Source organism: Saccharopolyspora sp. NFXS83, from assembly GCF_026241095.1.
GTDB lineage: Bacteria > Actinomycetota > Actinomycetes > Mycobacteriales > Pseudonocardiaceae > Saccharopolyspora_C.
The window spans coordinates 26,365-38,724 of the sequence record NZ_JAPFGB010000015.1; the positions used below are offsets into that span (position 1 = coordinate 26,365).

A 12,360-nucleotide genomic window follows, 5' to 3' on the forward strand; every position below is an offset into this window, starting at 1 on the left:
ATGGCCGACACCGACCGGCACGAGGACGTCGACCCCGACGAGCTCGAGGACTTCGACGAGGCCGACGAAGCGGACGACGGTCAGGCGCGCCGGGTCCACAGCGACGACGTCCGCGCCGGACGCCGGTACCGGCCCGGTCGTGGCGGGTTCGACCCCGAGGCCGCGGCGCTCGCCGCTCGGACCAAGTACGCGCGCAGGCAGCGGATCACGATCGCGATGGTGGTCACCGCGATCACCACCGCGCTGATCGCGGCGCTCGCCTGGACCCCGATGTGGACGCTGCACGTCCTCGTCGACCTCGCCATCATCGGCTACCTGACCTACCTGCGCCGCCAGGTCCGCATCGAGCAGGAGATCCGGGAGCGGCGGCTCGCGCGGATGTCCGCGGCTCGCGAGGACGAGGACGACGACGACCTGGAATACGGCGAACCCGCGCTCGACGAGTACGACGAGCGGGACGAGCCGCGCGGTCCGGCGCCGCGCAACACCGGCGCCGTCGTCGTCGAGATCGACGACGAGGACCCGATGTTCGACGAACTCGACGAGCGGACCTGGCAGCCTTACCGCCGTGCGGTGGGCGAATAGGTCCCACGCTCCCCAGCGGAGGGGGTGTGCGAAGTGCTGTTGGGGCCCTGCTAAGCTACAACAGCACTAAGGCAAGGGGCTGTAGCGCAGTTGGTAGCGCGTCTCGTTCGCATCGAGAAGGTCAGGGGTTCGATTCCCCTCAGCTCCACTCGGAGGAGTCTGGTCGACGCTTTGCGTCTTCCCGGCTCCTTTTTGCTTGTGCGGGGGCCGAACCCCCGTAGGCCCCCGCGGTGCGGTGGCCGGGGTGCGTCGGCTTCTTTCGTCGGGGAGCGTTCCCGGTCTGCTCACTGACCACCGGTTCGGGGGTCGGTGAGCCCTCCGCTCTCGTGGAAGGGGCCGATGCTCTCCGGAACATCGGCCCTTTCTTCGTTCGACGGTCCGTTCCGTCCAGTGGGCGGTCGCGGGGGTGGTTCGGAGGGGCCGGAACGTCCGCTTCGTGGCCGTCGTTCGCCGAATGTTCGCAACGTCGCCTGATCCGGCCCTTTCCGGTATCCGGACCGGATGTCAAGAAGTCGCCAACGCGTGGCGGTCGCACGGGCGGCTACCTGCGGATATATCTCCGCCGGGCGGCGGTGCGGGGGATGAGGTATTTCCAGGTATTCCGGCGGATCCGGCAGTATCCGGCTCAGCTATCTGTACTGTGAACTGTTGTCTGCACGGGGTTCCCGGTCGCTTGAAATCTGGGGAGTACCGGTGAATTCACGTGCATGCGCTGGGGGATAGGTGCATGGAGATCCGTTTGCTCGGTTCGGTGGCATTGAGTTCGGGAAGTGACGACTCGCTCGTCGGCGTTCCGTCGGGGAAAGTTCGCACAGTGTTGGCCGTGCTGGCGTTGTCGCCGGCGAAGTCAATTGCATCCGAACAATTCGTGGATGAACTCTGGTTGGACAAACCGATCGGCAACGCGCGCAACGCGTTGCAGGCCAACATCGTGCGGTTGCGCAAGTTCTTGGAGCGACGCACCGGCCGGGCGGGTGACGAGTTGGTGCGCACGGTCCAGGGCGGCTACCGGCTGGACGTGGACCCGCAGACGGTGGACGCCGAGCGGTTCGTGGCGCTGGCCGAGCGGGGCGGCGAGCTCGTCGACTCGCATCCGGAGCAGGCCGTCGTGCTGCTGGAGCGCGCGCTGCGGCTGTGGCGCGGGCCTGCGCTGCTGGACACCGACACGCTGCGCTGCCGGTTGGAGGCGGTGCGGCTCGACGAGCGCAGGCTCACCGCCCAGGAAGACCTGATCACCGCCAAGCTGGCCATCGGCCAGGAGCGCGCCGTGGTCTCCGAGCTGCGCAGGCTTACCGCCGAGTACCCGGAGCGGGAGCGGTTCAGCGGGCAGCTGATGGTCGCGCTCTACCGCAACGGCAGGCAGACCGAGGCGGTCAACGTCTTCCACCGGACCAGGCAGCGACTGGTGCGCGACTTGGGGCTGGAACCCGGCCGTGAACTGCGCAAGCTCTATGAATCGATCTTGATTCAAGATCAGGTGCTCGGCTGAGGCGCCAGGTCCCGGGGAGGACCGGGCGCGCACGCCGGCATCAAGACGATTCGTGAATGGGGTGACACGTGGAGTACCGGATTCTGGGCCCGGTGGAGGTGCTGCGGGACGATGGCGAGCGGGTCGTGCTGGACGGGACGAAGCAGCGGACGGTGCTGGCCGCCCTGCTGATCTCCGGGCCGAACCTGCTCTCGGACGCGCGGCTCAGCGAGTTCCTGTGGGGCAGGCGCCCGCCCGCGACCAGCACTGCGCAGATCTACACCTACGTCTCCCGGTTGCGGAAGCTGCTGGGCCACGAGGTGGCCATCGGGCGCCGCTCGCCCGGATACGTGCTGGACATCGGGGACGGCAGGCTCGACCTCGCGGAGTTCGAGCAGTGCGTGCGGCTGGGGCAGGACGCGTTGGCGGCGGCCCGCTGCGAGGAGGCGGTGCGGCACTTGCGGCGCGCGCTGGGCCTGTGGCGCGGCCCGGCGCTGGTCGACGTCGCGGAGTCGCTGGCCGCCGAGGAGGACGCTCGGTTGCAGGAGTTGCGGCTGGTCGCGCTCGAAGGCCTGGTGGAGGGCGAACTGGTGCTGGGCGGGCATGCGCGGCTCACCGCGGAGCTGTTCGGGCTGGTGCGCCTGCACCCGCTGCGAGAGCGGTTCCGCGCGCAGCTGATGATCGCGCTGCACCGCTGTGACCGGCAGGCCGAGGCGCTGGCCCTCTACGACGAGGGGCGGCGGTTGCTGGCCGCGGAGTTGGGCGTGGACCCGGGGGTGCGGTTGCGCCGGGCGCACCACGCGGTGCTGACGGCCGACGCGGCCGATCCGATCTCGCTGGAACCGCCGCGGGAATCGGTCCGGGCCGGTGCCGCCACGCTGCGAATATAGAAATCCCATATCCCCGAGTCGCAGTGTTGGACTCGGTAGAACGGTCCGGGTGCGCTGGGGGCGCCCCTCGTCGCTGGCGCGATTTCGCGTCCCCCGAGTTCTCCGGTTTGCATTTCGCTATTCCACGAGAATGGGAGCTGACATGACCACCACGAATGCTCGGGTCGACGAGGCCGGTCGCGGGAAGATCAAGGAAATCGTCTGCGACATTCTTGAGATCGAACCCGCGGACATGACCGACACCAGCCTGTTCAAAGACGATCACGGTGCCGATTCGATGGGTGCCATCGAGATCCTCTCCGCGTTGGAGAGCACCTTCGACGTCACGATCGAGCAGTCCGAGCTCACCCGCATGGTCAACCTGGACAACGTGGTGGCGGTCGTCAACGACGCGCCGGCCAACTGAGCCGTCCACCGGGGAACGGGGCGAGCAGTGAGCGAGCAGCAGCAGACCCACCGCCGGGTCGTGATCACCGGTCTGGGCGTGGTGACCTGCCTGGGGGTCGGCGTCGAGGAGTTCCGCGATGGGCTGCGGTCCGGGCGCAGCGGGGTGACGCCGCTCGTCAGTTTCGACACGACCGGCTTCGCGCACGCGAACAGTTGTGAGATCACCGAGTTCGCTCCGGCGGAGTACATGCACCGGGTCGACCCGGAGGAGCTGGGGCGGGCCAGCCAGTTCTCGGTGGCCGCCGCGCGGATGGCCGCTGAGGACGCGGGGATGCCGCTGGACCTGCTGCGGCGGCAGCGGGCGCTGGTCTCGGTCGGCACCACCGACGCCGAGTCCCGCGACCTCGACGGCCTGGTGGCCGACCAGCTCGCGGACGGGCCGGAGCAGTGGGACCCGGTGCGGGCGCGGCGGGCGACGGCCGGGCGGTTGTCCACCAGCATCGTCCGCGAGCTGGAGTTGACCGACGTCGAAGCCGTCACCATCCCCACCGCTTGCGCGGCGGGGAACTACGCGATCGGCTACGGCTTCGACGCGATCCGCGAGGGCGACGTGGAGGTCGCGCTGTGCGGCGGGGCGGACGCGGTCTGCCGCAAGACGTTCACCGGTTTCTACCGGCTGGGCACCATCGCGCCCGAGGTGTGCCAGCCGTTCGACCTGGACCGCAAGGGGATCCTCACCGGTGAGGGCGCCGGGATCCTGCTGATGGAAAGCCTGGAATCGGCGCAGGCGCGCGGCGCGCGGATCTACGCCGAGGTGCTGGGCTACGGCCTCAACTGCGATGCGCACCATCCGGTCGCCCCGGACCAGGGCAGCATCGCGCGGTGCGTGGAGCTGGCACACCGCAACGCCGGTGTGACGCCGGAAGAGGTGGACTTCATCTCCGCGCACGGCACCGGGACGAGGGCCAACGATGTCACCGAGGCCGGAGCGATCCGCCAGGTGTTCGGCACGCCGCCGCCCACGGTGTCCATCAAGTCGATGATCGGGCACACCATGGGCGCGGCGAGCGCGCTGGCGTCGGCGGCGTGCGCGCTGGCGCTCACCGAAGGTTTCATCCCGCCGACGATCAACCACCGGGAGACCGACCCGGACTGCGGCGTGGACTGCGTGCCGAACGAGGCGCGGCCCGCGCGGCTGTCGGTGGTGCAGAACAACGCGCTGGCCTTCGCGGGCAACAACGCGGTGCTGCTGCTGGGCAGGCACGACCGGAAGGTCACCGCCGATGCCTCCGCGTGACGGGGGTGCGCTGCGGCTGCGCCGTCCCGCCGAGGAGCCGGGCGCGCCGCGGGCGATCCTGCTGCACGGGTTGGCGGGCCGGGCGGACGTGTGGCGACCGTTCCTGGACCGCGCCCCCGAGGACTGGGAGTGGTGGGACGTCGAGCTGCCCTGGGCGGGCATGGCCGACCCCACTTGGGCGCACCGGGGCGATCCGGTGGAGCTGCTCGCGGCGGCCCTGGACGGGCAGCACTTCGACCTGGTCGTCGCGCACTCCTTCGCGGCGAACCTGGTCACCGAGGCCGGTTCCCGCGGTTGGTTCCGGGAGCTGCCCGCGGTGCTGGTCAGCCCGTTCTACCGGCCCCGCGCCGACGAGTTCGACTGGTCCTCGATCAGCTACTACCTCAACGAGTTCCACCGCACGTTCCTGGAAGCGATGACCCTCGGTGAGACCGCGCGGTTCCCGGCGAACTACCGGACCTGGATGGCGCACCGGTTGCGCGACTGGGTCGGGCCTTACGGCTGGATGCGCTTCTTCGACACCTACCTGCGAAGTCCGCTGGTGGACCTGTCCACGACCACCGCCGCGCGGCTGGTCGTGGTGGGCGAGCAGGACATCGCCGCGCGTCCGGAGGACGGGCGGGCGCTCGCCGAGGCACTCCCGGACGGGCGGCTCGCGCGGCTTCCCGGGTGCGGGCACTTCCCGATGGCGCAGGACGCCGACGGGTTCTCCCGTGCCGTCGTGGACTTCCTGACCACGCTGCCGAGCGAACGCCGGCGGCACGAACCCGAACCGAGCATGGAGTTGATGTGAACGCCAACAGCAATGCCGTCGTGACCATCGAGCGCGGCACCGCACCGGACACCACCCGGACCGAGCTGCGCCCCCGCTACGAGGGCTCGAACATCTGCACCTGGATCGGTTTCAAGCACGTCAACTTCATGGTCGAGGAGGCCGTGCTGGACCACCTGCGCCGGCGCGGGTTCCCGGCGGGCGCGCTCTACGAGCGGTACGGGCTGTGCACCGACATCTCCGCGATCGACACCAAGATCCTCACCGCTTTCCACATCGACGACCTGGCCGTCGCCGAGGTCCGCCCGGTCGCCGGGGCCGGTTCGGGGATGTCCTTCGAGGTGGAGCTGACGGTGCAGCGGGCGGAGCAGGTCAAGGCGGTGACCGCGAAGGTGACCGTCTCCTTCCGCGCCGACGACCGCGGCCTGCCGGTGGAGCCGGTCCCAGCGGAGCTCGCCGAGCACGTCGTCGCCGAGCTGGGGCGCCCCGCCGAGGCCGTCGAGGTCGGCGACCGGGATCCGATCGAGCTGCTCACCGAGGGCGCCAACGCCTTCGGTTGGGCGTGGCGGATGCCGTACTTCTACTGCCACTTCACCGAGCGGGTGCAGATGTCCGGCTACCTGCGCCAGATGGAGGAGGTCGTGGACCTCTTCCTCGCGGACCGCGGGGTGTCCATCAAGAAGTTGCTGGACGAGCAGGACTGGATCCCGGTCGTGCCGCACTCCCGGATCGAGCTGCTCGGGGAAGCGCGGATGGAGGAGGAGCTCTACACGATCTTCACCGTGGAGCGGGTGTTCAAACGCCTCACCTACACGGCGCGGATGGACTGCTACGTGCTGCGGGACGGCGTGCTGGTGCCGACCGCGACCGGGCGGATCACGCACGGCTACGCGGTGATCGACAACCGCCGGGACTGGTCGCTGGTGGACTTCGACGACCAGATGCTCGCGGCCCTGGGCGGCGGGAGCGGTGCGGCGGAGGGGCGCGGGCGATGACGGCGATCGCCGCGGACGACCACCGCGTCGGAGGCGGTGAGCTGGTGCTCTCGGCCTGGTCGGCGGTGTCCCCGTTCGGCGTCGGGCGTGCGGCGTTCGAGGCGGGCATCGCCGGTGGCCGCGGCTGCGTGGCGGAGCTGGACGAGTCGGCCGGGCCGTTCCGCCGGGGCGGGGTGATCCCGGACTTCGCCGCCGCAGAACAGCTGGGCCGCAAGGGAACCCGTTCGATGGACCGGGTCACCGCGATCTCGGTGAAGACCGTCGGGGTACTGCTGGAGGAGTGCGGTCCGGAGCTCACCGCGGAGTCCGACCGGCTGGCGCTGACCTGGGGGACCGGATCGGGCAGCGCGCAGAGCATCATGGACTTCACCCGGGACTCGCTGACCGGGGCGAAACCGTTCCACGTGGACCCGGCGAAGTTCCCGAACACCGTGATGAACCGGGCCGCCGGGCAGAGCGCGATCTGGCACTCCATCAAGGGCCCGAACACCACGATCGCGGGCGGCGCGCTGACCGGGTCGCTGGCGCTGCGCAACGGTGTGCGGCTGGTGCGCGGCGGGCACTGCGACCGGGTGGTGTTCGGCGCCTCCGAGGAGCACACCCCGCAGCGCTCCTGGCTGGAGTGGCGGGCCGTGGACGGCCGGGCCGAGGACGGCTGGGCGCTGGGGGAAGGCGGTGCGGCCTTCCTGCTGGAGCCCGCCGCGGACGCCGCCGAGGCGGGCCGAACACCGTTGGCGAGGGTGCTCGGCAGCCGGTTCCGGGCGTTCGGTGAGCCGGGCCGGGCGGACCGGGCGCTGGCCGGGTGCGTGCTGGCGAACCTCACCGAGACCGGTGCGCGGGCCGGTTCGGTGCGGGTGGTGGCTCCGCTGGACGACACGGGCGAGTGGGGCGAGCGGGAGCGCGCGGTGCTCGACGAGCTGGTGCCGGACGCCGAGCGGGTGCGACCGCGAACGCTCATCGGGGACACCTCGGCCGCGGCCGGGGCGATGCAGCTGGCCGCCGTGCTGGCCTGGGCGCAGGCACGCGGAACCGAGCCGGGCGACCTGGCGTTGATCACCGGGATCGAGCGGGACGGCACCGTCGGGTCCGTGCTGCTGGCGCTCGGCGGAGGCGGCTCGTGATCCGCGTCGAGGTGCGGGCGGCGACGCGTTCCGAACACGCCGTGTCCGGGACGGTGCGGGTGGATCCGGCGGAACCGGTGTTCGCCGGGCACTACCCGGGCTTCCCGTTGCTTCCCGGCCTGGCCTTGCTGGACGTGGTGCAGGCCGTCGTGCGCAGCTGCCCCGGCCGGGAGTTCGCGCGACTGGACGGCGTGGAGCGGGTGCGCTTCTTCCACGAGGTCCGGCCGGGCGACGAGCTCGCGGTCGAAGTGGAGTTCGGCGCGGACGGCGGCTGCGCGGTCGCGATCGGTGGCGAGCAGGGGCGGGTCGCGCAGCTCCGCTGCGGGCTGCGGGTGCCGGCGGTGGCCGCGTGACCGGGCAGGCGGGGATCCGCGCGACGATCCCGCACCGGCACCCGATCCTCCTGGTGGACCGGGTCGTGTCCGTCGATCCCGGGGCGCGGATCCGCACCCGGAAAGCGATCAGCGGGACCGAGCACTGCTACGCGGGCCTGCCGGAGGACGCGCCGGAGGCGGAGTACGCCTACCCGCTGAGCCGGTTGCTGGAGTCCTGGGCCCAGTCCGCGGTGCTGCTGGCGAGCTGGCAGCGGCCGAACGCGGACGTGCTCACCGGGCAGGTGGAACTGCTGACCGGGCTGCGCGGCGTCGAACTGCTGGAACCGGTGTTTCCGGGTGACGTGGTGGAGCACGAGGTGATCGCGGTGCGGGAACTGCCCGACGCGGCGATCTTCCGCGGCGAGTGCGCGGTGGACGGCCGGATCGCCGTCCGGGTCGGGCAGCTGACCGTGGCGCGGCGCGGGGCCGAGGTGTTGCGCCCCGGCGGAGCGGACGCTCGATGAGCGGTTCCGAAGAGCCTGCCCGTGAACCCGGCGTTCCAGGCGAGCCGGTTCTTGGCCGGTTTCTTGCCAGCGGCGAAGCCGCTGAGCAGTGACCACCATGCCCACCGGCACCGCCGCTGAGGTTCCGCTGAACGACCCGCTACGCAGACCGAGAGCGATGAACGATGAAAGAGGTGGGGATGTCCGCGAGTACGCGACCCGTGGCGCTGGTGACCGGCGGCTCGCGGGGGATCGGGCGGCACGTCGTGACCCGGCTCGCCGCCGCCGGGCACGACGTGGCGCTGTGCTACCAGTCCGACGTGGACGCTGCCGCCGAGGTGGCGGAGCTGGCCGCCGAGTCCGGTGCCGCGGTGCTGGTCCGGCAGGTCGACGTGGCGGAGCGCGCCGAAGTCGACCGGTTCGTCAAGGACGCCGAGAAGGAGCTCGGCCCCGTGGAGTCCGCGGTGGCCTGCGCCGGGATCGTCAAGGACAACCCGATGGCGCTGCTCAAGGACGAGGACTGGTCCCGGGTGCTGCGGGTGAACCTGGACGGCACCTACAACCTGTGCAAGTCGGTGCTCTTCCCGATGATCAAGCGGAAGCGCGGTTCCGTGGTGACGTTGTCCTCGGTCGCCGGGGTGCACGGCAACGCGACGCAGGCGAACTACTCGGCGTCCAAGGCCGGGATCATCGGGCTCACCAAGGCGCTGGCCAAGGAGGTCGGCCGCTACGGGATCCGGGTGAACGCGGTGGCGCCCGGGTTCATCGAGACCGACATGCTCGCCGGACTCTCCGAGCAGGCGCTCGCGGCGTCGACCGCGGCGGTTCCGCTGGGGAGGCTGGGGCGCCCGGAGGAGGTCGCGGACCTGGTGGAGTTCCTGGTCTCGGACCGCGCCTCGTACCTGACCTGCCAGGTGCTGCAGCTCGACGGAGGGCTGGTCCTGTGAGCACCGGACGCGCGCCCCGGTTCTACTTCTCGCTTCGCAGCCCGTACTCCTGGCTGGCCTACCGGGAGATCCGCGAGCGGCACCCGGGGCTGGTGGACCGGCTGGACTGGATCCCGTTCTGGGAGCCCGACGAGCGTTCCACCGCGCTGCTGGCAGAGCGGGGCGGCCGGTTCCCGTACGCGGCGATGTCGAGGGCCAAGCACCTCTACGTGCTGCAGGACGTGGCGCGGCTGGCGAAAGCGCGGGGGCTGGTGGTGGCCTGGCCGGTGGACCGGGATCCGGTGTGGGAGGTGGCGCACCTGCCGTACTTCCTGGCGCTGCGGGCCGGGCGCGGGCACGACTACATCTCGCTGGTGTACCGGGCGCGCTGGGAGGAGGGGCGCGACGTCGGCGATCCGGCGGTGATCGCCGAGATCGGGGCGGAGCTCGGCCTGGACCCCGCGCGGGTCGCCGGGGCGGTGGACGACGAGGAGCTGCGCGCGGAGGGCATCGGCAGCTTGCTGCGGGTCTGCCGGGAAGGCGCGTTCGGGGTGCCGTTCTTCATCGCCGGGCGGGAGAAGTTCTGGGGCTTGGACCGGCTGGAGCTGTTCCTCGCGGCACTGCCCGGTGGTGCCGAGCCCGCCGCGGTTCCCTTCGTGGGGCCGGAATCCGGCTGGGGCACGGTCGAAGGCGGACATGCGGGGGGCTGCGGCTGACGAGGACGTTTGTTGAGCTTTTCCGGGTCTGATGGGAATACTTCGGAGCTGGATCGGCCGTTCCGCGAGGTATGATCTTCCCCGAGCAACATGTTCTGGGGGTTCATGGTGTTCCTGCGGAGCGCGCCGACCTTCCTGCGGGCGTTCCGAACGTCCCTGCGCTCGTGACCGGACAGGTCCCGGGCGTCGTCGGCGGGCACACCATCGGAACTCGCAGACCTCCGCCGTTGAGGCCCGGAAGATGCGAGGTCGTCCGAAGATGCAGATCGAGGTACGCCATGCACGTGTGGTCGCGGCACTAGCGAACGAGGGCAGCATCTCGCGGGCCGCGCAACGTCTCACGCTCCCGCAGCCGAGCCTGACCATGCAGCTCCGGCGCATCGAATCGGCGCTGGGCGGGCCGTTGTTCGTGCGCTCCAACTCGGGCATCAGCCCCACGGTGCTGGGGGAGCGGATCATCCCGCTCATGGTGGAGCTGGCCGAACGGGCCGACGAGATCGCCTCCGAGTCCAGTTCGGTGTCCTCCGGCGTGATCCGCGTGGTCACCGCGGAGTGGACTCCGGTCGGACTGCGCTCCGAACTGGCCGAGCGGCTGCCGGACGTCGAGCTCCAGACCGTCACCCTGGACGCGGCGCTGTGCGTCCAGGCGGTCAGCGACGACGCGCACACGGCGTGCGTGGTGCCCTGCGCGGAGACCGAGGACCCGGTGCGCGGCGCCACCGCCGACCTGGTCTCCGAAGTGATCTTCCGGGAGCCGATGTGGCTGGCGGTGCCCGCCGGGCATCCGCTGGCCGCGGCCGAGCTGGCGGACCGGGCGGGGCTCGACTCGCTGACCTGGGTGCGCCATCGGCGCGGACATTGGTTCCACGTCCTGGAGCAGAAGTTCTTCGGCAGGCTGGAGCTGGTGGAACCCGAGGTGGTGCACCATGCGGCCGGCCAGGCGGAAGTGATGGCCTGGGTGACCGGAGCCGGTGCTGCCGCGCTGGCGAGTCCCACCGGTCCGCTGACGCCCGGGGTCGCGCTGGTGCCTCCGCAGGACGCCGTCTGGCGCAAGGTGCTGCTGGTCTCCCGGCGCGGGGCGGTGTCCCCGGACCGGTTGCGCGGGATCGCCGACGCGGTGCGGGAGAACTACTGCGTCCTCGCTCGCCGCGTCCCCGCCTACTGGACCTGGCTGCGCTGCCACCGCACCGAAGTCCGCGAGCTCGAAGACCACCTGGACGCCGTCGCCTCGACCGGCTGAGCGCTTCTCCCTCTCCGCCCGAGCGAACGTTCCCCTCCAGCGGGCCCGCCCGGTTCGCGCGGACACCTCCGTCAGCGTCGCGTCAGCTTTCCGTCAGCGGCGGCTTGGACGCTGGGCGTCGATCCGTTCGCTCGTGTTCGCGCGGCGCTCGACGAGGGAGGAACCCCATGAACTCCAGCAAGTGCGTTCCGGCGGCGGTGCGGCGATGACGTCGCTGGTCGAGGTGGCCCGGCACCTGCCGTCGACCGAACCGGTCGCGGCGTTGCAGGAACCCTTGGGGCTCAACGATCTCCAGCTGCGCCGGTTCACCCGGCTCTACGGGCTGGACCAGATCTGCAAGGCACCCGAGGATTCCGAGACTGAGCTGCTGCTCGCCGCCGCCCGCGGGCTTGACTCGTTGCGCGGCAACGAGCACCGGGTCCGCTACGTGGTGCGCGGCAAGGGGTTGCGCACGACCGCGCCCTACCCGCACAGCCCGCTGCAGCGGGTGCGCGACGAACTGGGGCTGGGCCACGCCCGCGGCTTCGGGGTGGCCGACCACGGCTGCGCCACCGGGCTGCTCGCCATCGACGTCTGCGACACGCTGTTGTCCGCGGACGGAGACCCCGAGGCGATGGCGCTCATCCTCACCGGGGAGAAGACCTTCACCCCGTTCACCCAGTGGGTCACCGACGTCTCGATCATGGGCGAGGGCACGGCCGCGGTGCTGGTCCGCGCGGGTGGGGAGCGGGATCGGATGCTCGGCTACGCCAGCCGGATCTACGGCCGTGCCGACGGCGTCATCGACATGAACGCCGAGGTCGCCGCGGACGCCCGCAAGATCTACCAGGACGTGCTCGCCGAAGTCGTGCTCGCGGCCGTCACCGAGGCGGGCCTGGAGCTCGACGACATCGACCTGCTGCTGCCGCACAACGTGAACCGGGTGTCCTGGACGGTGGCGGCGGACAACCTCGGCATCCCGAAGCGGAAGTTGTTCATGGACAACCTGCCGCGCACCGGGCACTGCTTCTGCGCCGACCCCTTCATCAACTACCGGTCCGTGGTGGACGGCGGCGTGCTGCGTCCCGGCGACCGCTACCTGATGACCTCGGTCGGCCTCGGGCAGACGTTCGCGGCGATGGTCTTCCAGCACTGAGGCGTCCAGGA

At 71.0% G+C, this 12,360-nt stretch carries 14 protein-coding genes and 1 tRNA gene; all 15 read left to right on the forward strand.

Features of this window, described 5'->3' with window-relative positions:
• The 15 genes from sepX to OOZ19_RS17570 all read left to right on the forward strand — a co-directional run bounded on the left by sepX (position 1) and on the right by OOZ19_RS17570 (position 12,349).
• Positions 1-585: a divisome protein SepX/GlpR gene (gene sepX, locus OOZ19_RS17500; RefSeq protein ID WP_416309453.1), complete on the forward strand. Its 585-nt coding sequence runs from the start codon at positions 1-3 to the stop codon at positions 583-585.
• A 75-nt stretch (positions 586-660) separates the two neighbouring features.
• A tRNA-Ala gene (locus tag OOZ19_RS17505) sits at positions 661-733 on the forward strand.
• A 579-nt stretch (positions 734-1,312) separates the two neighbouring features.
• Positions 1,313-2,074 (forward strand): AfsR/SARP family transcriptional regulator, encoded by a 762-nt coding sequence (locus OOZ19_RS17510; RefSeq protein WP_266091184.1) that lies wholly within the window; start codon positions 1,313-1,315, stop codon positions 2,072-2,074.
• Between the two features lie 68 nt (positions 2,075-2,142).
• Positions 2,143-2,943 carry an AfsR/SARP family transcriptional regulator gene (locus OOZ19_RS17515; protein ID WP_266091185.1) on the forward strand — a complete coding sequence of 267 codons (801 nt, stop codon included), beginning with the start codon at positions 2,143-2,145 and terminating at the stop codon, positions 2,941-2,943.
• Positions 2,944-3,085: 142 nt separating this feature from the next.
• Positions 3,086-3,349, forward strand: coding sequence for an acyl carrier protein (locus OOZ19_RS17520; protein ID WP_266091186.1), 264 nt, complete (start codon positions 3,086-3,088; stop codon positions 3,347-3,349).
• Positions 3,350-3,376: 27 nt separating this feature from the next.
• Entirely contained in the window at positions 3,377-4,627 is a 1,251-nt protein-coding gene (locus tag OOZ19_RS17525; RefSeq protein ID WP_266091187.1) for a beta-ketoacyl-[acyl-carrier-protein] synthase family protein, read from the forward strand.
• Entirely contained in the window at positions 4,614-5,420 is an 807-nt protein-coding gene (locus OOZ19_RS17530) for an alpha/beta fold hydrolase (RefSeq protein WP_266091188.1), read from the forward strand. The genes OOZ19_RS17525 and OOZ19_RS17530 overlap by 14 nt, the downstream gene beginning before the upstream one ends.
• A complete protein-coding gene (locus tag OOZ19_RS17535) occupies positions 5,417-6,394 on the forward strand; it encodes an acyl-CoA thioesterase family protein (RefSeq protein WP_266091189.1) in 978 nt (325 codons plus the stop codon). The genes OOZ19_RS17530 and OOZ19_RS17535 overlap by 4 nt, the downstream gene beginning before the upstream one ends.
• Positions 6,391-7,515: a beta-ketoacyl synthase N-terminal-like domain-containing protein gene (locus tag OOZ19_RS17540; RefSeq protein ID WP_266091190.1), complete on the forward strand. Its 1,125-nt coding sequence runs from the start codon at positions 6,391-6,393 to the stop codon at positions 7,513-7,515. The genes OOZ19_RS17535 and OOZ19_RS17540 overlap by 4 nt, the downstream gene beginning before the upstream one ends.
• Positions 7,512-7,868, forward strand: coding sequence for an ApeI family dehydratase (locus OOZ19_RS17545; protein ID WP_266091191.1), 357 nt, complete (start codon positions 7,512-7,514; stop codon positions 7,866-7,868). The genes OOZ19_RS17540 and OOZ19_RS17545 overlap by 4 nt, the downstream gene beginning before the upstream one ends.
• Positions 7,865-8,353 (forward strand): 3-hydroxyacyl-ACP dehydratase FabZ family protein, encoded by a 489-nt coding sequence (locus tag OOZ19_RS17550; protein WP_266091192.1) that lies wholly within the window; start codon positions 7,865-7,867, stop codon positions 8,351-8,353. Before OOZ19_RS17545 ends, OOZ19_RS17550 begins: the two co-directional genes overlap by 4 nt.
• Before the next feature lie 179 nt (positions 8,354-8,532).
• Entirely contained in the window at positions 8,533-9,279 is a 747-nt protein-coding gene (fabG, locus tag OOZ19_RS17555) for a 3-oxoacyl-ACP reductase FabG (RefSeq protein ID WP_266091193.1), read from the forward strand.
• On the forward strand, positions 9,276-9,974 hold the full coding sequence (locus OOZ19_RS17560; protein WP_266091194.1) for a 2-hydroxychromene-2-carboxylate isomerase: 699 nt from the start codon (positions 9,276-9,278) through the stop codon (positions 9,972-9,974). Before fabG ends, OOZ19_RS17560 begins: the two co-directional genes overlap by 4 nt.
• A 259-nt stretch (positions 9,975-10,233) precedes the next feature.
• The gene (locus OOZ19_RS17565) at positions 10,234-11,214 is read left to right on the forward strand and encodes a LysR family transcriptional regulator (RefSeq protein ID WP_266091195.1); all 981 of its coding nucleotides are present in this window, start codon (positions 10,234-10,236) and stop codon (positions 11,212-11,214) included.
• A 205-nt stretch (positions 11,215-11,419) separates the two neighbouring features.
• Entirely contained in the window at positions 11,420-12,349 is a 930-nt protein-coding gene (locus OOZ19_RS17570; protein ID WP_266091196.1) for a 3-oxoacyl-[acyl-carrier-protein] synthase III C-terminal domain-containing protein, read from the forward strand.
• Positions 12,350-12,360: the final 11 nt, after the last annotated feature.